The sequence below is a fragment of the Citrobacter sp. C5_2 genome, from assembly GCF_014596845.2.
Lineage (GTDB): Bacteria > Pseudomonadota > Gammaproteobacteria > Enterobacterales > Enterobacteriaceae > Citrobacter > Citrobacter werkmanii.
This window is the reverse complement of the sequence record NZ_CP115032.1, coordinates 4,010,276-4,028,814: the sequence shown is the minus strand read 5'-3', so window position 1 is coordinate 4,028,814 and position 18,539 is coordinate 4,010,276. Positions and strand designations below refer to the sequence as shown.

31 protein-coding genes are annotated in these 18,539 nt (G+C 52.3%); all 31 read right to left on the bottom strand.

The window, feature by feature from the left end; genetic code table 11:
- Nucleotides 1-7 precede the first annotated feature (7 nt).
- The 31 genes from ICA20_RS19645 to ICA20_RS19495 all read right to left on the bottom strand — a co-directional run bounded on the left by ICA20_RS19645 (nucleotide 8) and on the right by ICA20_RS19495 (nucleotide 18,539).
- Complete coding sequence (locus tag ICA20_RS19645) at nucleotides 8-1,126, bottom strand: phage protease (protein WP_082327330.1); 1,119 nt, start codon at nucleotides 1,124-1,126, stop codon at nucleotides 8-10.
- Nucleotides 1,127-1,180: 54 nt separating this feature from the next.
- Nucleotides 1,181-1,387 (bottom strand): hypothetical protein, encoded by a 207-nt coding sequence (locus ICA20_RS19640; protein ID WP_149282245.1) that lies wholly within the window; start codon nucleotides 1,385-1,387, stop codon nucleotides 1,181-1,183.
- Between the two features lie 146 nt (nucleotides 1,388-1,533).
- Complete coding sequence (locus ICA20_RS19635) at nucleotides 1,534-2,079, bottom strand: phage virion morphogenesis protein (protein ID WP_016236572.1); 546 nt, start codon at nucleotides 2,077-2,079, stop codon at nucleotides 1,534-1,536.
- On the bottom strand, nucleotides 2,076-3,329 hold the full coding sequence (locus ICA20_RS19630; protein ID WP_149282244.1) for a phage minor head protein: 1,254 nt from the start codon (nucleotides 3,327-3,329) through the stop codon (nucleotides 2,076-2,078). Before ICA20_RS19630 ends, ICA20_RS19635 begins: the two co-directional genes overlap by 4 nt.
- A complete protein-coding gene (locus ICA20_RS19625) occupies nucleotides 3,316-4,896 on the bottom strand; it encodes a DUF935 domain-containing protein (RefSeq protein ID WP_016236570.1) in 1,581 nt (526 codons plus the stop codon). The genes ICA20_RS19630 and ICA20_RS19625 overlap by 14 nt, the downstream gene beginning before the upstream one ends.
- Nucleotides 4,897-4,899: 3 nt before the next feature.
- Nucleotides 4,900-6,561: a phage terminase large subunit gene (gene terL, locus ICA20_RS19620; RefSeq protein ID WP_149282243.1), complete on the bottom strand. Its 1,662-nt coding sequence runs from the start codon at nucleotides 6,559-6,561 to the stop codon at nucleotides 4,900-4,902.
- Nucleotides 6,551-6,760 (bottom strand): hypothetical protein, encoded by a 210-nt coding sequence (locus ICA20_RS19615; protein WP_082327334.1) that lies wholly within the window; start codon nucleotides 6,758-6,760, stop codon nucleotides 6,551-6,553. The genes terL and ICA20_RS19615 overlap by 11 nt, the downstream gene beginning before the upstream one ends.
- 280 nt (nucleotides 6,761-7,040) lie before the next feature.
- Nucleotides 7,041-7,241 (bottom strand): hypothetical protein, encoded by a 201-nt coding sequence (locus tag ICA20_RS19610; protein WP_082327335.1) that lies wholly within the window; start codon nucleotides 7,239-7,241, stop codon nucleotides 7,041-7,043.
- Nucleotides 7,231-7,734 (bottom strand): DUF1804 family protein, encoded by a 504-nt coding sequence (locus tag ICA20_RS19605; RefSeq protein ID WP_082327336.1) that lies wholly within the window; start codon nucleotides 7,732-7,734, stop codon nucleotides 7,231-7,233. Before ICA20_RS19605 ends, ICA20_RS19610 begins: the two co-directional genes overlap by 11 nt.
- Nucleotides 7,735-7,736: 2 nt before the next feature.
- Nucleotides 7,737-8,021 carry a hypothetical protein gene (locus ICA20_RS19600; RefSeq protein WP_080244539.1) on the bottom strand — a complete coding sequence of 95 codons (285 nt, stop codon included), beginning with the start codon at nucleotides 8,019-8,021 and terminating at the stop codon, nucleotides 7,737-7,739.
- A complete protein-coding gene (locus tag ICA20_RS19595) occupies nucleotides 8,018-8,260 on the bottom strand; it encodes a hypothetical protein (RefSeq protein ID WP_003030364.1) in 243 nt (80 codons plus the stop codon). Before ICA20_RS19595 ends, ICA20_RS19600 begins: the two co-directional genes overlap by 4 nt.
- A gap of 17 nt (nucleotides 8,261-8,277) precedes the next feature.
- Complete coding sequence (locus tag ICA20_RS19590; protein ID WP_149282242.1) at nucleotides 8,278-8,907, bottom strand: hypothetical protein; 630 nt, start codon at nucleotides 8,905-8,907, stop codon at nucleotides 8,278-8,280.
- Entirely contained in the window at nucleotides 8,873-9,139 is a 267-nt protein-coding gene (locus tag ICA20_RS19585; protein WP_082327338.1) for a hypothetical protein, read from the bottom strand. The genes ICA20_RS19590 and ICA20_RS19585 overlap by 35 nt, the downstream gene beginning before the upstream one ends.
- Nucleotides 9,130-9,780 (bottom strand): glycoside hydrolase family 19 protein, encoded by a 651-nt coding sequence (locus tag ICA20_RS19580; protein ID WP_149282241.1) that lies wholly within the window; start codon nucleotides 9,778-9,780, stop codon nucleotides 9,130-9,132. Before ICA20_RS19580 ends, ICA20_RS19585 begins: the two co-directional genes overlap by 10 nt.
- An 81-nt stretch (nucleotides 9,781-9,861) precedes the next feature.
- Nucleotides 9,862-10,371: a hypothetical protein gene (locus ICA20_RS19575; RefSeq protein ID WP_232067041.1), complete on the bottom strand. Its 510-nt coding sequence runs from the start codon at nucleotides 10,369-10,371 to the stop codon at nucleotides 9,862-9,864.
- Nucleotides 10,368-10,802: a Mor transcription activator family protein gene (locus ICA20_RS19570; protein WP_080244530.1), complete on the bottom strand. Its 435-nt coding sequence runs from the start codon at nucleotides 10,800-10,802 to the stop codon at nucleotides 10,368-10,370. Before ICA20_RS19570 ends, ICA20_RS19575 begins: the two co-directional genes overlap by 4 nt.
- 71 nt (nucleotides 10,803-10,873) lie before the next feature.
- Nucleotides 10,874-11,287: a regulatory protein GemA gene (locus tag ICA20_RS19565; protein WP_080244528.1), complete on the bottom strand. Its 414-nt coding sequence runs from the start codon at nucleotides 11,285-11,287 to the stop codon at nucleotides 10,874-10,876.
- Between the two features lie 2 nt (nucleotides 11,288-11,289).
- On the bottom strand, nucleotides 11,290-11,676 hold the full coding sequence (locus ICA20_RS19560; protein WP_074174354.1) for a hypothetical protein: 387 nt from the start codon (nucleotides 11,674-11,676) through the stop codon (nucleotides 11,290-11,292).
- Nucleotides 11,664-11,858 carry a hypothetical protein gene (locus ICA20_RS19555; RefSeq protein WP_149282240.1) on the bottom strand — a complete coding sequence of 65 codons (195 nt, stop codon included), beginning with the start codon at nucleotides 11,856-11,858 and terminating at the stop codon, nucleotides 11,664-11,666. Before ICA20_RS19555 ends, ICA20_RS19560 begins: the two co-directional genes overlap by 13 nt.
- 20 nt (nucleotides 11,859-11,878) lie before the next feature.
- Complete coding sequence (locus ICA20_RS19550; protein ID WP_149282239.1) at nucleotides 11,879-12,430, bottom strand: hypothetical protein; 552 nt, start codon at nucleotides 12,428-12,430, stop codon at nucleotides 11,879-11,881.
- Between the two features lie 2 nt (nucleotides 12,431-12,432).
- Complete coding sequence (locus tag ICA20_RS19545) at nucleotides 12,433-12,621, bottom strand: hypothetical protein (protein WP_080244518.1); 189 nt, start codon at nucleotides 12,619-12,621, stop codon at nucleotides 12,433-12,435.
- Nucleotides 12,618-12,833: a hypothetical protein gene (locus ICA20_RS19540; protein WP_080244516.1), complete on the bottom strand. Its 216-nt coding sequence runs from the start codon at nucleotides 12,831-12,833 to the stop codon at nucleotides 12,618-12,620. The genes ICA20_RS19545 and ICA20_RS19540 overlap by 4 nt, the downstream gene beginning before the upstream one ends.
- The gene (locus ICA20_RS19535; protein ID WP_149282238.1) at nucleotides 12,826-13,191 is read right to left on the bottom strand and encodes a DUF4406 domain-containing protein; all 366 of its coding nucleotides are present in this window, start codon (nucleotides 13,189-13,191) and stop codon (nucleotides 12,826-12,828) included. The genes ICA20_RS19540 and ICA20_RS19535 overlap by 8 nt, the downstream gene beginning before the upstream one ends.
- Nucleotides 13,188-13,907, bottom strand: a complete 720-nt coding sequence (locus ICA20_RS19530; RefSeq protein ID WP_149282237.1) for a DUF2786 domain-containing protein — start codon at nucleotides 13,905-13,907, stop codon at nucleotides 13,188-13,190. Before ICA20_RS19530 ends, ICA20_RS19535 begins: the two co-directional genes overlap by 4 nt.
- 79 nt (nucleotides 13,908-13,986) lie before the next feature.
- Entirely contained in the window at nucleotides 13,987-14,175 is a 189-nt protein-coding gene (locus tag ICA20_RS19525) for a hypothetical protein (RefSeq protein ID WP_080244510.1), read from the bottom strand.
- Nucleotides 14,165-14,389, bottom strand: a complete 225-nt coding sequence (locus ICA20_RS19520; RefSeq protein WP_080244508.1) for an ANR family transcriptional regulator — start codon at nucleotides 14,387-14,389, stop codon at nucleotides 14,165-14,167. Before ICA20_RS19520 ends, ICA20_RS19525 begins: the two co-directional genes overlap by 11 nt.
- 1 nt (nucleotide 14,390) lies before the next feature.
- Nucleotides 14,391-15,035, bottom strand: coding sequence for a DUF3164 family protein (locus ICA20_RS19515; RefSeq protein WP_149282236.1), 645 nt, complete (start codon nucleotides 15,033-15,035; stop codon nucleotides 14,391-14,393).
- A complete protein-coding gene (locus ICA20_RS19510; RefSeq protein ID WP_063930226.1) occupies nucleotides 15,025-15,231 on the bottom strand; it encodes a hypothetical protein in 207 nt (68 codons plus the stop codon). The genes ICA20_RS19515 and ICA20_RS19510 overlap by 11 nt, the downstream gene beginning before the upstream one ends.
- Before the next feature lie 12 nt (nucleotides 15,232-15,243).
- On the bottom strand, nucleotides 15,244-15,522 hold the full coding sequence (locus ICA20_RS19505; protein WP_063930227.1) for a hypothetical protein: 279 nt from the start codon (nucleotides 15,520-15,522) through the stop codon (nucleotides 15,244-15,246).
- 20 nt (nucleotides 15,523-15,542) lie between these two features.
- Nucleotides 15,543-16,436, bottom strand: a complete 894-nt coding sequence (locus ICA20_RS19500; protein WP_082327353.1) for an AAA family ATPase — start codon at nucleotides 16,434-16,436, stop codon at nucleotides 15,543-15,545.
- A 45-nt stretch (nucleotides 16,437-16,481) separates the two neighbouring features.
- Nucleotides 16,482-18,539 (bottom strand): Mu transposase C-terminal domain-containing protein, encoded by a 2,058-nt coding sequence (locus tag ICA20_RS19495; RefSeq protein WP_149282235.1) that lies wholly within the window; start codon nucleotides 18,537-18,539, stop codon nucleotides 16,482-16,484.

Below are 18,539 nucleotides of genomic sequence, written 5' to 3'. Positions count from 1 at the left end.
CTCTCCTTTATTTGAGATATTTCGCGACGTTTTCCGGGTCATTGCCCATCATGGAACAGATGGCCGGATCAATAGCATCATCACCTGCAGGTTCAGACTTGCGGGCAGGAGCACCTGCCGGAGGCTGGCCGCCGGTCTGGGTTGTGGTGAGCGCAGCAATCTTCGGTGCTTTTTCGATGTACGCTTTCAGGCTTGTCGGGTCTGACTTCGCCAGCGCCGTCGCCCATTCCTGTTGTGCAGGAAACAATCGACCATCGCTTAACGCTACCGTGATGAGTGATTCCGCTTCCTGAGTGGCCAGCGCGGCCAGACTGGTGCTGCCTGCCTGAGCAACGGCCTGCTGAACGGTGTCGTGCATCACCTGGACGGAAACCCATTTCGCCGGGTCCGGGGTGTCGATTTTTGCGGTCAGTTCGGCGATGCTCTGCGCGTTCTGGTTCAGGATATCCAGCAGGCTGACAGATGCCGCTGCTGTAGCATCCTGCCCGTTAGACAGAAGCGAGATAATCTTCTTCAGTTCGGCCAGGATTTCATCTTTCGTTGATGCGGTCGGAAGATTGAGCATCCAGCGCAGGTTGCTCAGCAACTCGTTCAGGAATTCTTCATCCATTTCGGTGTAACCCTCGGTGGTCAGGTGGGTGGCCATCATGGAGGCGGCAGCGAGTAACACTTCCTCCATCCCATCAACGGCCGGAGTATTGGTCAGCGCGGCATTAAGGATCTCCAGCACCTGACCGGTTTTGTCGTAAGAAAATACGGGGGAAATAAAGCGGTAGGCTTTTGCGGCCACCATGTCGGCAGCGGCTGTGGTCCACTCGACATCGACAGCAAAGAGGCCTTCACCTTCGCGCCACTCCAGTTTTTTGAAAAAAGCCGCAGCGGGAGCGGGCAGACCATTTTTGGCAGAGCGTAGCGTCTGATGTTCATAGTCCAGGACATACGGCGTCTCGCGGGCATCGGCGACGGCAATCAACCGCTCGGCGATTTCACGCGTCATCAGCCAGGCAGCGCACTCGGTCGGACGACCATCGCGTGCCCGGAATTCGCCAGCGGGAAACAGCTGGATAACACCAGGAGTAGCGGTGTTAATTTCCTGGGATAGTGAGGCTATCAGTGTTAGTTTCATGGCGCTGAGCGTACAGCACCACTAAAAAGGGAATAAGTTGAAGGGGTTCAGTGATTAAACGTGGGGGGCGTTATCGCGGGACGGGCTTTTCGGCTTTTCTGTCATCTCTTTCCGGAGAGACTGGCGGCGCTTCTGGAATCGCCGTTCGAAATAACGGTCGGTCAGGCGATCGAGAACCCAGAGAAACACCCTGAAGCTGATCCCAATGATGACCCATTGCGTCACCGTAAAATAATCCAGGAATGCCTTGAAGGTTTCCACCACTTCCCCCGTTAATCGAATGAGCCCCCCGACGATATCGCCAGGGCTTTTTAAACCCCTTTTAAAAACGATTAACAGTGGATGAGGCGAATCACTCTACCACATTTGCGATAAACGCGTCTGCGTGGCTTACAGCGCCGCTACGCTTATCCATCAATAATACGCTGGAGATAGCTTTCAGCGGTTGTTTCCATCCCGCTGACGTCATCCTCGGTCAGGTGCAGGAACGGTCGCGCGGGCATCTTAATTTTATATGCACCAATGGTATTCCACTGGGTGAAGTTAGACCGCGACTTTTTCACGAACCGATTACCAACCGAACCATTTTTATACTGGCGGTAATAGGCTCGCTGGCTCCTGGCGGCAATACTGATTTCACCGCCTTCCTGATGAATACGGGCATATTTCACGTTAGTACCGACAACCGCTTCGTCGTTGGTACTGAACTGCGTAATACTTTTGGCCAGCCTGCCAGAACGTTGCAGGATTTTTCCGCCATGACGTTTACGGGCATATGCCGGACTCCATCCCATCCACTCCGGGCGGCCTTCGCGGGCAAAGTTCTCTTCAACCGCATCGGCCATCGCTGCTGCCATTTCCCGCATCAGCGGCTCACGCTGCTCCAGCTTATTGATGAGCTCGCCCAGAGAACGTTCGAAGTCGCCGATATCATAGGTGATGGTATAACTCATGGTTTCGGCCTCAGTAATACAGCATCATCAGCAATATCCTGTGGACGGATAACATCGCCGCCATTGACGAGCGCCAATCGCCAGCCGTCTGCAACAGGCACAGCCCGGACTGCGCGAGTCCCCTGGTCTGCGACCATCGTCCACACTAAATTATCACCATCGAGCCAGACATCCCCGTCACTGGCCAGCAGCGCAGGAAGTTCTGACCACATCGGCCCCGGAGCCTGACGGACGTCTGATTCGTGGATACTGAGTGTGACCGGCTGGCGAATACCGCGCTCTTCAAGGCGGTTAAGCAAGTCAGGCGAAACCCCGCCTACACGCTTGAGATCACCTCTGGTTTTACCCCGAACGCTGACGGCATCCACCCATCGGCGTACATCGTCGCTGACGGAAGATAATACAGCCGGGTCGGAAAGCGTTTCGCTGATGGCCAGCGCGGCCGTTCTGGGTGGCGCAGTAACGGACTGGTCCATCAGACGCTGTCCCAGAGAAGACAGCCAGCCCTGACCCGGATTGTGACCAAAGCCCGCATCCGGGGTATAAAGCTCACCGTTAAAGCGCAGTGCCTGAACCTCTCGGGTATCGTTGGGCCCCCACGCCTGTTGGACGGTGACGATATCCTGTTCCCAGGATTTAAGCACAATTCCAAGACGTTCAGCCTCGGCCAGTGAACGAGCCCGGATACGGCAGCGGCAGTGATAGCCATCGGGCGGATACATGAACTGCCAGACCGGATCATCGTAGCGTGCGGTAAAACCGTTCAGCGCCGCGTGTCGCGGTCGGGTTCGCAAATCCATGACGGCCACGCGTTCCCAGACAGGACGAAACTCCGCGTTGGCCATCTGCTCTTCATAACGTCCGGCACCATACGCCGCCTGCATGTTGGTTTCGAAGATGGTGCGCAGACGGCGTGGTGTCAGCTGCTTGCCCTCCAGCACACCATCCTCATCTGCGATTAAGCGTGCTTTATCGGCCAGCCAGCCTTTACGAATCAGGGTTGGCGTCAGCTGGCGTTCGAAGTCACGCAGCGTGCCGCCATTCTCCAGATGAGCCTGCAGAGCGCCGTGAATATCGGTCAGAATATCCTGCTTAAGAACGCCTGCGACCGTGAATTCAGTGGCATGGGTGCGGGCTTCAACATCGTGCCAGTTAAAGCCTATGACGTAGCCCTTAGACTCAAAATAGCGGATGGCTTCTTCCGGCTTCAGACCAATGGCATACCCGAGATCAACATCAGCTTTCGGCATTGAGTCGCCCCCAGACCTCACTCACGAACAATGCCTGGTGCAGCAGCTGCCGGAGCATCGAATCATCGAGCTGTGGATAGCTGGCGGCGATAATGTCCATCGCCTCATCAGGCGTCTGGCCTTGTTGCAGCGCAGCCACTAATGGGGTGATCAGCTTTTCCATCGCCAGGTTAATGGCGGCACCTGGCTGAAGGGAGTTATCCAGCGCCTCCTGTGCAGGGTCAGTAATCTCCCCGGTACTGCTCAGCGCAGTAAAATGACGGAACGGTGAAGCCGCTGCCTGAGTCGTCAGTGCCTGTAACGAAAGCGGCGAGGCCGGAGGCGTCAACACGGCTTCATTGTCTTTCGGTTCCGGGATACCAATCTTTTTATGCACCCAACTGACCGGGATAGTCTTCATCCCCGCACCAACCAGCTTTGATACGCCCTCGGCGAAGACCTGGATATTTTCCAGCTCGCGGGTATCAAAGACCAGTCGGGGCTGGCGGCGTGGGCTGACATCGTACCCGTTAATCGCCAGTAACATGCGAATAACACCCCGATAAAAGCCCTCTATCTGGCGAGCATCAGCGGTCAACAGATCATGGCGGACTTCATTGTGTACAACGCCCAGCGCGTTGGTTGAGGACTTACCGTCCGCCTGGGAAGTCAGCGTGCCACCGAGGATAACTTTTGATTCAGTGCGCTCAGCCCAGCTAATCATGGCCATAAAGGGATCAGACTGGCCGTTCGCCGCTTCCTTAAACTCAATTTTGGCCCCTTCGGGAATAATACCAGAGGCATTATGGCCAAGCGTGACAAGCGCCTCCATCAGCTTGTCCTGCTCGTCCTGCGTGGCCCCGGCGATATAAGTACCGATACGCGCGGGCAGACCGTATATCTCCAGGAACTCGGCCAGGTCACGTACGCTGTAGTTTTTGAAGAGGTACGGCCAGACCAGCACGCGGTACAGGCCGGACTGGGCTATATAGCCAGATTTAGCATTGTGCGTATGGACCAGCCAGCCGAACGGCCACAGTTCTTCGCCGTCCATCGACCCATTATTCAGCCGGATTTCATCACCTTTATCCGGGGTGGTGCAGAACCAGCGATGCGGGCGTAACTTGATTCGGGTAGGCAACCACAGATTCCCGTCTCGCTCCCACTTCTCAATCTCCTGAGCGGAAAAACCGTGGCCAATCGCCTCGGCCGCATTGAGAGTGATATCTTCCATTTCCTGCAGGTCAGCAAACCAGCTCGCCACCATTGCCGCCAGTTGCTTCTCTTCGGCGGTGGCGTTCGGCGGCGGTTCGATACTCCAGTCCAGCGTCAGCAACGCATTCTTGCGTTTGGCCATCTCAGAAAAAATATGGCCGTCCCGCTCAACCATATCTTCGAAGAGGTCTGCCTGGGCGGAGATATCGCCGCGCTCAGCCGCCTCCAGGATACGAGGCAAGCGGGCGATCGTCATTCCGCGTGAGGGATGCGTCGGCCAGTCCCGGTTCAGCTGCACGGTGCGTGCGGTCTGAGGGGCTTTCAGCACGTCTTTGTTGAGCGGGCGACCATACTGGTCAAGGATTTGAACCATTTATTACCATCCTCCGGATGAGCCGAACCGATCGCCGCTGCGGCGCGGTGCCGGTTTAAAATCAAAGTTACCCGCGCCAGACACTGCCAGCGCCCATAGCATGTGCAAGGCATCAGGCCCGTCATCATGGTCTGCTTTCGGGAAGTGCCGGAGCTGGTCAATCAGTGTGGTTTGGGTGGGGTGCAGGCGGATGAGGCCATTAGCCATATGCGGCTGCAGGGATTCGATACGCAGCAATTTATCCGCACTGGGGGTGACGGCGCGGGCCGGAACCGGCACCCCGGCCATGGCCGAGCGTTTCACCAGTTCAGTACGCAGAAACTCCTGGAACTGAACGGACTCAACCGCCCAGATGAGACAGTTGTACTCGCGCTGCAGCTCGATCACATCGGAAATGATGCGGTCGGGTACGCGCTTGCGGATGCGGGCTTCAACAACGTCCAGAATACCCGTGAAGCGATTAAAGCCACCAACCAGCAGCGCGGAGGGGTCACGACTGTTACCGGCCTTACCCAGGCTCGGGTCACAGGCACCATAAAAGCGCCATTCCGCCAGACGGTTCACCCAGAAGTTGATACATCCATTGAACGGAGCATCTTCGCCGTTAACCGGGTCATTCTGGTATTCGGCATCGAAAGTGCCGTGGCCATCACGCGCACGAATCAGCATCAGCGTATAAAGCGGGCGGGCGTCCCACGAAACAACGGCACCAGCATCCATTTCGGCCCGGTGCTGCTGATAGAATGCCTGTGCCAGCATCTCGCCATCTTCATCATTGTTCCGAAGGGTCTCTTCCCAGCGGTCCCACAAATCCATATTGTGCGGCCAGCTGATGAGCGCTTTAAAGCGGGCTCGTTTCCACAGTGGATTCTTCAGCGTGCGGGATAGCACCGAATCATGATGCAGAATGGTGCCGATATAAACGACATCAAATTTGGCTCCGGCTCCCCCCAACGGCAGAACGGTTTTCTTGAGCCAGTTATCAAGTTTGTCGCGCTGTTCGGGGTTTCGTACCTGTTCGTCGTTCTCAATATCATCGAGTACAGCAAGGTCAGGACGATATGGGCCATGGCGCAGACCACGCAGCTTTTTACCACTACCGGCGACCTGAACCTTAATATCGTTACGCGTGAGGATAGTCCCTGCCTGCCAGACGCGGCCGCCGCCCGTAGCCTCCGGGAAGTCCATCAGCAGACGCGGGTTGAACTGCAGCTCAGCTTTGATAGCTTCCAGCATCGGGTATGCCTGGTCTATCGAGTCCATAATGATGACCGGGTAATGTTTGAGCGCCAGAACGATGCACCAGATAACAAACAGCTGGCTCACGATGGTGGACTTTGCTTCGCCGCGGGGTGCGGCGATGGCGTCGTTCTGCCCGGTTGTCGCCTGGATAAGTTCCGGAAGACGGGAATAAAGGTATTTATGCAGCTCGCTTTTCGCTGTATGGCGCACATAATGCGGGAAGTAGTTCTGTACGAAATACTCAAATCCCGTGGAGGGGTCAGCCACGCAGGCACGCCGAACCTCAATCGCCGAGGGTTTAGGATCAAAGCCAACATCTTCGGCCTCGATGGTCCGACGTAGGCTGGCCCCCAGCTCGGCGAGCTCGGCGAGGAAATCTTTACTGGAAAGCTTCTTACCACTGACCACAGGCTTAAACCCCATTTAAAGCGTCATTAACCGCCTTTTCAAACCGGTCTTTTGCGGCCCATCGTTCATTACGCATGGAGAACTCAAGGCATTCGATACGCCCGTCAAGCAGGTGGACGTTAACTTCATCCCGGAATTCCGGTAACTCTACGTAGGCAACCTGGCTCGCCATGACGCTTACGCGGGAGTTAACTCGAATCAACTTATCAGCCATAATGAAACCCTTTTTATTCCTGTTACCGGAGGACTTATGCCCCAACACTCAACATTGACTGTTGATCAGAAAATTCAAATCGCCAGAATTGCGGCAGACCTGATGATGCATCACTGCCCGGAACTAACGTCCAGTAACAAAGTAGCGACATTCTCCAGCCAGCTTGAAACATGTCGAAGGTTCACTCAGGCTGGTGACCTGTCAAAATCCCATCTCTATTCTGATATCGGGATTTATGAACATACTTTTGATTGGTTCTTCAAATCAGTGATGAAACACGTTACTGATGAATCTGTGTCCCTCGAATAACCATTGCGACTTCTGCAGGACCACAAACCGACTGCATCACCAGCAGGACAGCTTCGATAAACTCTCTCTGGGTAAAATCATCCGGAGAGAAACCAGCCTCAAGGGCATTGTTCATCTTTTCAATGTATTCAGCCCGTGCCTCACCCGGTGACTTTCTTTCTCTAAGTGCCATAATGTTTCTCCATTTCGCCCCCGAAGGGCTCCAGAATTTCAACGAACGCAGCAAGATGCTGTGGGTATTGCTCAGATACAAAGAGGCTCAGCTTCTGGATCACATCCAGCGCCACCGCCAGTTGACTAACCTCCGGCAGAATCTTCTTGTTCGCGGCCACGGCCTTGTTGAAGGCATCCGCCAGGCTGGCCAGCAACTCCACCCGCTTATCCGGCCCCAGACTGGTGTCGGTCGTCAGCAGCTCCAGGGTGACCTGATACTGCGTCATCAGACCGGTAAGAATGGCGCGGCCAATATCCTCAAGACCGTTGCCTGCCATAATGTGCGCTGCCCTGAGTTTGTCCCAGTCATCACCAGCATCCTGAGCTTCTTTCTTCCAGCGTCGGGCGGTAGCAAAGGCAATACCCGCCTGAGCCGACGCAATCTCCAGTGACATCTGACTAAAGATGTATGATCGTCGCAGTCTGTCCCGTGTTTCCTGCGGATGCGCCATAACTACAACTCCAGTTTCGCGCGGATTAACAGGATGGCGACAGTAATCAAACCACCTGTAAGCCCACCGGCAATTGCCCCGGCTTTTGCGCCATGCCGCGTCGCATCGGCGTTAATGTCTGATAAACGGGAGTCAATACGTTCCAGCTTGTCATTGATGCCACCCAGGATATCTGGGTTAACTGGCATCTGTAATCGATCCAGTTGCGCTGAAATTCTGTTTAACGTTTCCTGCTCGTCCCGAACCGTATGGATACGGCGGGTACGACGCTTTTGTCTGGCTTTCATTTGTCGGCTTTCCTGTCGAGTTTGTTATCGATGCGCTCAATGGCCGCTCGCAGCTCTTTCATCGCATCCATCATTGCTGTGTAGTTCGTCCGGGCATCTTCGCGGCGCTGATACTCGTCGCGGATACGTTCGACGGCTTTTTCTAGGTCGTGAATATCCTGATTCAGGCGGCGAATAAAAATCCCGCCAAAGAGTGCGGCCAGTCCCAGAGCAATCTGGAAGGCCGTGTCGAGAGTCATTACCGTGTTCACTCCTTTCACCTGTAATAATCGTTAATAGCTTGCAGACGGTCGCGGAGTGACAGGCACCATTTGCCATATTCCGCGCTATGACCAACTATCCCGGAGGGAGAGAGTCCGCCACCGGCGCTGATGGCATCTCCGGTATCACCAGCAGCGCTGCCGGTGGTTTCTGGCAGATGGTGACCAGCGTGGACTGTTTTGGCTGTGGGGTAGCCGAGGGCTTCACGCCAGAGTTGCAGGCTGGCAGGACCAATGCCGGTATAAGTATTGCCATCGCTTTTAATTGCATTTTTAAGCCTCTCTTTCAGGTCTTTTACTGCCCGCTGATGGGACACTTCCTGTGCTACGAGCTGACGACTCAGGTCGTCAGCTTTGCGCTGCCATTCCTGTTGCGCCGCCAGCGCATCTTTCAGGTCGGACGCATACTGGTTCGCAGCAGTAATACGCTCCTGATCCCACAGTGATTTTTGCGTGTTAAACCCGCTGATAAGCGTCGATTTCTCCTGGCTGAACGCCAGCGCCTGGTCGCTCAGCTGCGATTGCGTGATGCACGTTCCAAGCCATACACCACCTCCCGACAGAACGACGATCAGCAGAAGTGATTTCCAGTTACTTTTGAGAAGTTTCAGGGTTATCGCCCACATGATTCACCTCTCTGGCTCGTTTAATGGACATGTGCTTCGATGCCTGGCTCTGAGCAACCCACGCGCCCAGATAAGCCCAGTACAATTCAGTCGCAATCTCAGTACGGGTGACCGTGACCCAGACGAGCACAAAGGAGCTGATCAGGAAGGCTCCCAGTACGATGGTGTCGGAAGTGGAGAGCCGCCCAGAGCCGGGATTAGTGATGAGGTCACCCAGGGAGATCAGACGCATAACACGGCCTTAGCCACGTCATACCGTGCCTGACGGTCAGCTTGTCCCTGTGCAGGAGGGTTAATACGGCGGGTGATAGCCAGAAAACTACCACTGTCGGCCAGCTCGTTGCAGCCGTTCGTCTTCCAGTACCATGCCGCACTTCGGGCCGCTTGACTGAAATTCAGCAACAGGTCGGGGTTATTAAGCAGATCAAGGCCCAGACCTTTACCACAGTCCCGGTAATTATTTCGCAATGTGATCTGAATCAGTCCACGACCGCGATAACGCCAGCCATCACCAGACGCCTCATTACCATTCCCACCCTGATTGGCATAAACGTAATTCGCCATTTTCTCTGGGTTTCGGGTATATCGACGTGCAAATTCGATTTCAGCGGGTTCAATGATGCGGTTTTTATTAAGATCAAAATCGCTTCGGAAGATTCGGGCAACACGCTCAGCGTCGGAATAATACAGATTCTCGCTAATAGTGTTAAAACCGCCGCTTTCATGGCCGACCTGAGCAATGAATGCCGCCAGCCTTTTTGGGGTATTAATCTGGAATTCATTAGCAGCGGCACAAAGAGGTGCCAGCCAGCGGGCAGCGACAACGGCTGAAATGCCTGCTGCTTTCTGAAATTGTGATTGAGTTAAAAGCATGACGCCATCCTGTTAATTATGGATGGCGTCAGTATTTCATGGGGTTAGTTGGGTAATAAGTTGAAAGGGTTCAGTAGATTTCTATGGTGTATCGACATCAATGATTTCCAAATCATCACTTTCCTCAATCATATCGGGTGGAGGGTTTTTCATGGCACTCACACACTCTTTACCAGATTTTATATATGATTGACCCAATGAGTTTACCATCTCTACATCATTATTTGTTTTTGCATTTAATCTAGCCATCCAAATGCTATATGCGGTAGATGGTAGCATTGCGCAAGAGCTAAATGGTGTTGGGTTCGATATCAAATCCTTTCCATACAGCTTTGTAGCGTCATTTTGCAGTTGAATAAACCGCTTGCTGATGGCTATAACTTCTGGAGTGGTATAACCAAGTTTTTTATACATATCGAAAACAGGGGTTGCCTCTGTTAAAGTTCCCTGTGTTTCTGAAAATATCCTCATGGTTTCTTTAAGCTGTTTGTTATAAACATCAACATTTTTTGTGTTTGGTATCATCTGAGAATATGCATTGGCACTTACAACAAAAACAAAAAGTGACACCATTAGCCTTTGGATTTTCAAAATAATTTTCCTTGTTCATTTGAAATTATGTTTTTCTGGTTAGCAAGTAACCCCCAGGCAAAGCGGTCACTAAAACCATACTTAGGACAAAGTTCAGTCATGGCTCGCGGTGACGGCACTCCGGTATCACGCATAGCTTCAAACTCAGTGAGAAATGCCCGGTTACGCAGCTCACGTAACGCACGATCGCAACGAGGAAGATACAATGTTTCACCGCCGAAGTGCTTCACCAGAATACTGGCGTTGTCTTCTCCTACAGTATCTTTAAGAAGACGGGCGCGGCTTGCCCCCATAAAGCGGATACCTTTTCCAACAGGGAATGTCGTACCACCTAGCGCCTTAATCAGTTCGACAGTAGCAGGGAACCCGATAAGTTCGGCAATGTTCAGAACCGTTTCTGGCAGAAGTGATTTAACCTGTTCGAGTTCCATGGAACCTCCGATCAAAAAAGCGGGAATCACTGTTAATGATATCCCGCCTTTTGTATGTATGAGTAGTATGACTAACTGCCTTTTTGTCGTCGTCGGGCATCAATAATCAATGCCTGCAGTAGTTTCGTTAATTGCCCATCATCCAGCCATTCGATAATCTTTTGCTGAAACATGCGCTGCGAAACTGATTCTGCGTATTGCCAGGGACGACCAGCATCAGCCAGCAGGGCTTCAATTTTTCCAAGAACAGCCTGTCGGCGGTTTGCAACATTTGGTTTACGACCATGTTGCCTGGCTCTCTTTCGTGGAAATCCCTGCTCATGCATATATTCGCGTAGTTTTTGTAATTCCTCAAGTGTACATTTCGTACTTGATGTTTTTCCGGTAATTCGCTGCATAGTGCTGCGATAGGTAGTATCATCCCAAAGAAGCCATTTCTGACCCGCTTTAATTGCCCCAATTAACGCCTTCTTATTAATTAACATGGTCACACCTCGCTATTATTTTCGCTGTGACCAGTCACACTGGTTAAGTTCAGCTTCAGACATTTCAGTGTTAACCAGCAATTATGCTCTCCCTTGAAAGCTCCACCACAATGCTCTGGCGGTTTTGAACCACATTTTTTACATGCAGGAGTGTTCTCTTCTTGCTGTTGTAACTGACGAGCATCATTAAGCAGCAATAGTGCGATATATTCATTACGGCTATAAGGTTCACGTCCGGGGTTACGGTTTACACGGCCACGCTCAAGCGCGGCCAGTTCCTGATCGTTAATAATGATTTCAAAGCGGTTTAAACCGGATGTTTTAGCCTGGCTTGCTCGGGAACGCTGCTTACGCAAGCGAGCTCGTTCACGCGCTGTCATTTCGTCCATTTTTGTCCCCATGCCTTAGTATTGACGTACAAGGGCCAGATAATTTTGTCTGCTACCCAGGCCCCAATTTTTTTGCTGGCCAGAATTAAGTGAACCGCCCAGTACACTCCCAGATAACCACCAAACCCCAGAATTCCCGCTATCCCCAGTAAGACCCAGATGCTGTCGATATTAATAGTCATATATTTCTCTGTTGAAGTTGTTAACGTGGCAATAATTCATGGGCCGTTCTGTAATCAGCGGTCAGCCTGTAATAATATGCTTGTTTGGCAGTAGCGACCTTTATCCCGAACTTCTCACTAATCTCTCTGAATGGGACAGGATGCAAAGGATCGCTGTCACGAAGCTCTCGGATGAGACTTACATCCTCATCCGAGACAAGGCAGCAATGGTGGTGGTCGCCAAATTTTGCAAAACTAATTCTGTGCCTGTAGATAAAATCCTCCAGAGACCAGGTGGTACGGCCAAGATGATGAGCCATTTCATTTACTGTCATATCCTGGCTATGCAGGTAAATGAACGCCTTTTCATCTTTGGTATAAGGTCTGAACCGGTAGCATTTGATTTCACCTCTGCTGCGTAAAAGCACGATTCTGACCCTGACAGCCTCCACACTTCGGTTTACACGAGATGCCATCTCTTTTGCTGTCAGCTGCGGAAAATTATCGACAATAAATTTATCGTCTAGGGCAGACCAGGCTCTAAGGTGTGCAGGACATTTTCCTGGCACTCCAAGGGGTTTCAGGTGCATCATGATTATTCTCCCCTTTGGATATCATCAAGAGTCGCATCAGTGACAATCATGCTGAGTGGCCAGATAATCAGAATGAGCCAGTATTTTTTACGCGACAGATTATCGCCTGATAAATGTTGCAGCACGCTGACCCAGCACCATCCGAGATGGAAGTATGCAGCCAGCATTATCAATACGATGCCTGTAGTCATTTGATCCCCCTGGTTTTCCGGTACTGCTCAATAGCTTTCTTCATTTCACCCTGCTGCGCGGTATTGCGGATTCGCCGGTTGCGAGCGTCAAAAAACTGAAAACGAATGCGCTGCGGGAGCGCAGGATATTCAACAACCTGACTGGTATTGCGAAAATGCCAGACCCGGCGGTTACCGTTATCCAGGAACTGGCAACCAATGACGTTATTCACAGGCCACCTCCTGCAATGAATTTCGGTTATGCAGAATGGCAAGGCGCGCCGTTTCCCATGACTGAAACATAAAGATCAAACCCAGTTCACGGGCTCGCCGGAACTCCCGGAGCGCACCTTCGCTTTTTTCCCAGCCATCAAGCAGGAATACCGCATCAGCCTGCTCCAGCATGGAAATGGTGATGGCTAGATACTGCCGATGTTCGAGGTTATCGGGCAGGATAGCCGGATTCAGGACGGTGAAGCCTCTGTCTTCAAGTACACCGGCCTCAGCATTGAACTCTGCCCGGTTGAAATCGTGATAACCGGTCATCGGTCCGGCGACGAAAACCACGGGCTTACGCTGTTGCTTGGTCATGATTTAGCTCCCGCAATCGCCAACAGCTCTGAAGTACGTGTGACAGCATGATGAAGCTGCGCTTTGCTACCGGCACAATAGCCCTTAATAACAGCATCATCAGTGCCACTGGCTTTACCAGGTTTACGTGGCTCCAGCTTCTTCATGCCCTGACTCAGTTTTTTATTGCGATAGCTTTCCATCAGCGTCTCTTCCACCTCAGTTACGGTAAAGTCACTGATCACTGCGTAGGCACCGTTGACCCAGGCGGAGCAGAACGTATCAGCACGGGCCACTTTGGTTGCAGGTTTGATATTTTTACGCAGCGTGGAAATGTATTCACGGCGGGCCTTCGACAGCTGCTTGCCCAGAACCTCGAAGGAATATGCTGCCACCTGAGGACGTTCATCTGGCCCGTAGTAGGTGATCGTGCGTTTTGCCGGAGCATCCCAGCGCTCATGACCGTGGCTGGTGTAGAACTTCACACCGAAAGCCAGCGCTATCATGTGAGCCAGTAGGGCCATATATTCCGGCATCTTTTCAGCATGTGATGGGGCTTTCTGAGTGGATGCTTCGTTGATATCCATCATCGCCGCATCGGCTTCAGTCAGCTTGTGGTTTTCCATCAGTCGCTGGGCGCGTCTCAGCGCGAGTGCTGCCTCTTCAGCGCTGGAGTTATTACGCGCCATTGCCAGCAGTTTTTTAATACGCTGGAGATATTTCTCTTTATTTTCCATTGCAGACTCCTTAATTCAGGCGTAAGCCAGCCCCTGCGGGTTTACGCCATTTTTGAAGATGTATTAATTTATGTTTAAATTAGCTTGCTGGTTTTAACGTATTAATCTTGACGAAATAGGGCTCCAGATTAATTTCAACAATTACCCCGCAATTAAAGTCACGGGCAATATCGACCGTTTTTACCATTCGGCTACCGCGTAAAGCTGGACAGGCATGATGAAACGCCGAGCCAACTTTATATGTTGCATTAAACTCTTTAGCTTTCATCGGGGACTCCCCAGCCGCGATTTGCAGCGTTCGCGCAGAACTCCAGTCGGCGCGAGGCCCAGAACCGACCAGAGGCGTCACGAGCAAACATCAGCGCCTTACCCCATAATTCAGCAGCCCTGGAATATTCGCCATTACGTTCGGCACGAATCGCGCCGGTGGCATAGCATCCGTAGTTGTTACGAGCTGAGTTTTCTTTAATCTTTCCTGCCATATCACACCCCCACGCCAGCGATATCGAGGGCAATCGGGCGGTATTTCTCGCTGTCACCGACACGCTCATAGACCCGGATATACGATGATGTTCCGACCAGTTGCAGTGCCTCACCAATGATAATCATCGCTTTCTGCCAGCGCTCGTCATCAATTTCGAGTTTCCGAAGTTTCAAAACCTCTGCAACTCTGATAAACCCCGTCTTATCAACGCGGAATGCGTCATTAATCAACGCCCGAATTTCAGGGCGGGCATTCTCTGTCCAGTCTGAAAGGCAGGCGTCAATCAGCTCTTTAGCCGCCTGAATACGCTCATCGAATGACATTTTGTCGCTCATGGCTCGTTGGATTTTGTAGCTCCCGTCATAAGAGTAAAGGGTCACATTGCCTTTTTTCCCGCCGACACTCACACCGTATTCATTAGCAGAGAGATCAACAAACGCTGCGATATCGGTAAAACCACGTTTCTTAAACTCAGTGAGAATTTCATTCACTTTTTTTGCATGAAACACCAGTTCTTTAACCAGCTGATCGCGTTCTTTATCAATCGGCTTAATCAGGTGCTCTGGGATTAAGGCACCTTTGGCATCTACCCAGTAACCAGCGGGTACGGCTTTATCAGTAAATTGTTGATATTCAGTGGACATATTTCTTCTCCTTAAATTTACGTGAGATTTTCTTAACAACTTCGTTAACCTTCATCAGTACATGACCGGCAATGCCTGAACCCACTTTCCTGGCTACTTCGCCGACCAGCTCGCTGTCGCCATCGTCGGGAACGACCTGACAGCCAACTTCAAAGCCACGTGGTCTGTCCTTAATGTTGATAATAATTTTCGCCATATCTCCCTCTTATTAATGAATGGACTCTGACCAGACGACTTTGCAGCCATCCTGAATAAATACCCCTTGTTTATATTTTCCTGATTTATCCTGCCCAAACTCGATATAACAGGCTTTGCCGGTTTTCAGCAGGTGTTCGCAAAACGAATGGCGCTGAATACGAATAACCGGCTGACCTTCCCGAACCACGATGCCTTTCACTTCCACGCCACGAGCCTGGAGGGAAACGACGACAGCTTCGGTACGATACAGCGCTGAAACCAGCGTGTTATCTGATGTTAAAGTCAGCATAAAACCTCCTTAAATCCGGATTAATGGATCAACATTTCGGCTATCTGATTGACGATATGACCGCTGACCGGAACATCATTCATTGCACTGGTACGGACGGCACCGCGCAGCAGCTTGAACAGTCGGCGGGCATTACCTTTTGACGCGTTGAACAGCGCTTTGCTCAGGTCTTCATTCAGGCCATCCGGGAGAACGCTGCTGGCGATGACGTCAATATCAGCACCCGGCAGGCTATGCCCGAGGTTGAGCGCGAAACCGACACGGCTATAGAGCTGTACGAGCTCACCGCGTTTGCCCTTGAGGTTCAGAATCAGGCGAGGCATACCAACCAGGACGATGCCGATCCCCGTTTTGTCATGGATGCGACGGATTGACTCCAGCGCACGCAGAGGGAGGTTCTCGGCTTCATCAATAATCAGCACGCGCCCGGAGTCGCGCAGCTTGTTGATGCAGGCCTCGCTGAGTTCGTGCATATTGCCGCGCGTATTGAGCCCCAGCAGGTTGCAGAGCTCTTCCAGGACTACCCGTGCGGTGTAGCCAGGGTCTGCCTCAATCAGCAACGCATCCCGGTATTTGGAGACGTAGGCTTTGCAAATCATCGTCTTGCCCAGACCGGCTTCGCCGTAGAGCACGTTGATATCACCTTCGACGTGTGCCATGCGTATAACATCAACGGCTTTGCGTGTTGTTGGGGTATCAACAAATTTGACGCTGATACGCGCTGAGCGCTCTTTTTCATGCTGGCGATCGATAAAGCTACGAATATCGTTTTCCAGCGATGCAATATCGCCGTCGTATTTATTATTCAGATACTGGCTGATTACGGCCGAACTCTTACCAATGGCGCGGGCGACCTGCGTCTGGTTAAGACCTTTTGCTTTCATCAGTTCGACAAGTTCATTTTTAGCTGACATAATTACTTCCTCTGTTTTAGTAAATCAGCGGCCTGTGATGTCCAGTCAGAAGGCCGCTTTTTTATTGCCCTGACTTTTCAGCCATTCTTCTCGCTCTGACTCGAACAGGAACACATGTTCCCGGTCATCATTAATACGCTCGGCATCCGATGGTATTAATGCTCCGAAATCAGGGTACATATCGCTTTCTGGCAGCAATCCTCGTGCCTCTGCTTCAATCTCTTCTCGCTGTTCGTCGATGCGCTTCAGACGACGCTGGCGGCGTTTCTCAACGGCGATATCCATCATGCTGGTTGGCAGCGCGGCACGCTTGTTGCCGTTCCAGATGGCGGTGCAGACATAAGTACCGTCCATGCGGCGAACGATGACGGCAGCAGGGTCGTGGATGTCATAGGCAACCCGGACTTCCTCACCATCGACCTGTATCAGGTCAGCGCTGAAATACTGGTTATTCATCAGGTCAATCCAGCCCCGCTGGGCGGTACGGCACATTTCCGGCATGAAGGCTTCACGAAGCTCGATATCTGTCAGATATTCAATCTCATCACCCTCAGCGGTCAGAACCTCGCGACGGTACTGTGCTGGCGTCATATGCACACCATTACGCTTTGGTAGCTCGCTGTGCTCATGCAGGTTGTTGTATTTGTCGACTTCCTCAGCAATGGTATCCAGCAGCATCTGCCACGATGGAAGTTTACGCAGCGCGTTACGCTGTACGCTCGTGAGCTCGCGACCATTCTCCTGAGCCTTAATCGCTGACTGGATGGCGCGACCGGTCATCCGGACATGCTCACGGTCGGCCCCGAATCCGTTGTAAGTATCAAATTTGTTGGCGATCGCTCTCGGTATTACGGCGTTCAGGCGTTCGATAATCCCGCGAGACTGAGGCCTGCCTGGAATACTGGTCGGGTGAGCAATACCCATGCGGGTGAAAATACCGGTGATATCAGCATCCAGCGTTTTGTTCGTTTCACCGCCACCGTTATCCGAATAAACGAAAAGCGGTTTCCCGTGGAATTTCATGGCGTAGCGATAGGCATCTGCTACCGCGATGACGTTCTCCGAGAGGGCCAGGCTCCAGCCCACCAGGAAGCGGGTACGGCCATCTATCACCAGCGTCAGTTCAGGTGTGAATGGACGGCCATGGACCGGATGAGCAACTTTCATATCCAGCGACTTACCATCCGCAATCCAGCAACCATTTACTGGCATCTGTGACCAGTCACGTTTCTGGTAAACCTCAAAGGCCAGAGCCGCTGAACCGCTGATACGACCGCGAGCGCGTTCACGTTTGGGCAACTTTTCCATCGCCCGGCGAACGGCATCATAAGACGGACAGACGGCGAGCATCGCTGGCTGTCCCGCATAAATAGCCTGCCATTCAGCCTTGAATGAACGCCACGCATCCACCAGGGAAGGGCCTGAGAGTTTCCGCCAGTGGGCGAGAAAATCAGGGAGCCACTTAATCTGTTCAGGCTTACGCGCTTTAAGATGGCCAGGGGCCAGTAAAGCAAGACGTTCGATACCCGGGCGGGTTGAAAGGTAAACAGACAGCCATTCCTGGAGTGTTCTTTCACCCACGCCACGACGGCTGGAGCCTTTACGGGCATTGGCAATATCAGCCGCAGCCTGGATGTTCTCCGGGAGTGAACCCTTGCGTGACTCTTTGGCGATGAACTCAACCGCCGATGCGCGAGACATACCGATATCCCGAAGGCGCTCAACCTCTGCGGCTAATAATGCACGCGCATCGGCGATCTGCTTCTGGCGTTCGGTAAGGTCGGAAACTTCACGCTCCAGCAATACCGGGCACTGCCGTAATAACGCCAGCTCATCACGGGGCGTTGTGACTTCTCGCTTTGGGGCCGCTGGAGCGGGAGAACAATCAGACTGTTTCAGCACCTCGCGATAATGCCGGGCTTTGACTATTTCACGCGCCTGTTCAGGCAGGCAGTCGATGTGGTATTCGAATGCTTTGCTTCCAGCACGCTTGCGAACCAGTTCAGGGGAGTTGCCCGCACTTTTCTTAAGGCTGTATCGCAGTCCTTGTTGTGTTGTTGGCAATCCAGGGACGCCAACTAATTCGTTAACAGTCACGAACAT

Bases quoted from the DNA above. Each gene is read 5' to 3' on its own strand.
- ICA20_RS19645 (WP_082327330.1), bottom strand. From the start codon at position 1,126: ATGAAACTAACACTGATAGCCTCACTATCCCAGGAAATTAACACCGCT.
- ICA20_RS19635 (WP_016236572.1), bottom strand. From the start codon at position 2,079: ATGAGTTATACCATCACCTATGATATCGGCGACTTCGAACGTTCTCTG.
- ICA20_RS19630 (WP_149282244.1), bottom strand. From the start codon at position 3,329: ATGCCGAAAGCTGATGTTGATCTCGGGTATGCCATTGGTCTGAAGCCG.
- ICA20_RS19625 (WP_016236570.1), bottom strand. From the start codon at position 4,896: ATGGTTCAAATCCTTGACCAGTATGGTCGCCCGCTCAACAAAGACGTG.
- terL (WP_149282243.1), bottom strand. From the start codon at position 6,561: ATGGGGTTTAAGCCTGTGGTCAGTGGTAAGAAGCTTTCCAGTAAAGAT.
- ICA20_RS19615 (WP_082327334.1), bottom strand. From the start codon at position 6,760: ATGGCTGATAAGTTGATTCGAGTTAACTCCCGCGTAAGCGTCATGGCG.
- ICA20_RS19610 (WP_082327335.1), bottom strand. From the start codon at position 7,241: ATGGCACTTAGAGAAAGAAAGTCACCGGGTGAGGCACGGGCTGAATAC.
- ICA20_RS19605 (WP_082327336.1), bottom strand. From the start codon at position 7,734: ATGGCGCATCCGCAGGAAACACGGGACAGACTGCGACGATCATACATC.
- ICA20_RS19600 (WP_080244539.1), bottom strand. From the start codon at position 8,021: ATGAAAGCCAGACAAAAGCGTCGTACCCGCCGTATCCATACGGTTCGG.
- ICA20_RS19595 (WP_003030364.1), bottom strand. From the start codon at position 8,260: ATGACTCTCGACACGGCCTTCCAGATTGCTCTGGGACTGGCCGCACTC.
- ICA20_RS19590 (WP_149282242.1), bottom strand. From the start codon at position 8,907: ATGTGGGCGATAACCCTGAAACTTCTCAAAAGTAACTGGAAATCACTT.
- ICA20_RS19585 (WP_082327338.1), bottom strand. From the start codon at position 9,139: ATGCGTCTGATCTCCCTGGGTGACCTCATCACTAATCCCGGCTCTGGG.
- ICA20_RS19580 (WP_149282241.1), bottom strand. From the start codon at position 9,780: ATGCTTTTAACTCAATCACAATTTCAGAAAGCAGCAGGCATTTCAGCC.
- ICA20_RS19570 (WP_080244530.1), bottom strand. From the start codon at position 10,802: ATGGAACTCGAACAGGTTAAATCACTTCTGCCAGAAACGGTTCTGAAC.
- ICA20_RS19565 (WP_080244528.1), bottom strand. From the start codon at position 11,287: ATGTTAATTAATAAGAAGGCGTTAATTGGGGCAATTAAAGCGGGTCAG.
- ICA20_RS19560 (WP_074174354.1), bottom strand. From the start codon at position 11,676: ATGGACGAAATGACAGCGCGTGAACGAGCTCGCTTGCGTAAGCAGCGT.
- ICA20_RS19555 (WP_149282240.1), bottom strand. From the start codon at position 11,858: ATGACTATTAATATCGACAGCATCTGGGTCTTACTGGGGATAGCGGGA.
- ICA20_RS19550 (WP_149282239.1), bottom strand. From the start codon at position 12,430: ATGATGCACCTGAAACCCCTTGGAGTGCCAGGAAAATGTCCTGCACAC.
- ICA20_RS19545 (WP_080244518.1), bottom strand. From the start codon at position 12,621: ATGACTACAGGCATCGTATTGATAATGCTGGCTGCATACTTCCATCTC.
- ICA20_RS19535 (WP_149282238.1), bottom strand. From the start codon at position 13,191: ATGACCAAGCAACAGCGTAAGCCCGTGGTTTTCGTCGCCGGACCGATG.
- ICA20_RS19530 (WP_149282237.1), bottom strand. From the start codon at position 13,907: ATGGAAAATAAAGAGAAATATCTCCAGCGTATTAAAAAACTGCTGGCA.
- ICA20_RS19525 (WP_080244510.1), bottom strand. From the start codon at position 14,175: ATGAAAGCTAAAGAGTTTAATGCAACATATAAAGTTGGCTCGGCGTTT.
- ICA20_RS19520 (WP_080244508.1), bottom strand. From the start codon at position 14,389: ATGGCAGGAAAGATTAAAGAAAACTCAGCTCGTAACAACTACGGATGC.
- ICA20_RS19515 (WP_149282236.1), bottom strand. From the start codon at position 15,035: ATGTCCACTGAATATCAACAATTTACTGATAAAGCCGTACCCGCTGGT.
- ICA20_RS19510 (WP_063930226.1), bottom strand. From the start codon at position 15,231: ATGGCGAAAATTATTATCAACATTAAGGACAGACCACGTGGCTTTGAA.
- ICA20_RS19505 (WP_063930227.1), bottom strand. From the start codon at position 15,522: ATGCTGACTTTAACATCAGATAACACGCTGGTTTCAGCGCTGTATCGT.
- ICA20_RS19500 (WP_082327353.1), bottom strand. From the start codon at position 16,436: ATGTCAGCTAAAAATGAACTTGTCGAACTGATGAAAGCAAAAGGTCTT.
- ICA20_RS19495 (WP_149282235.1), bottom strand. From the start codon at position 18,539: ATGTTCGTGACTGTTAACGAATTAGTTGGCGTCCCTGGATTGCCAACA.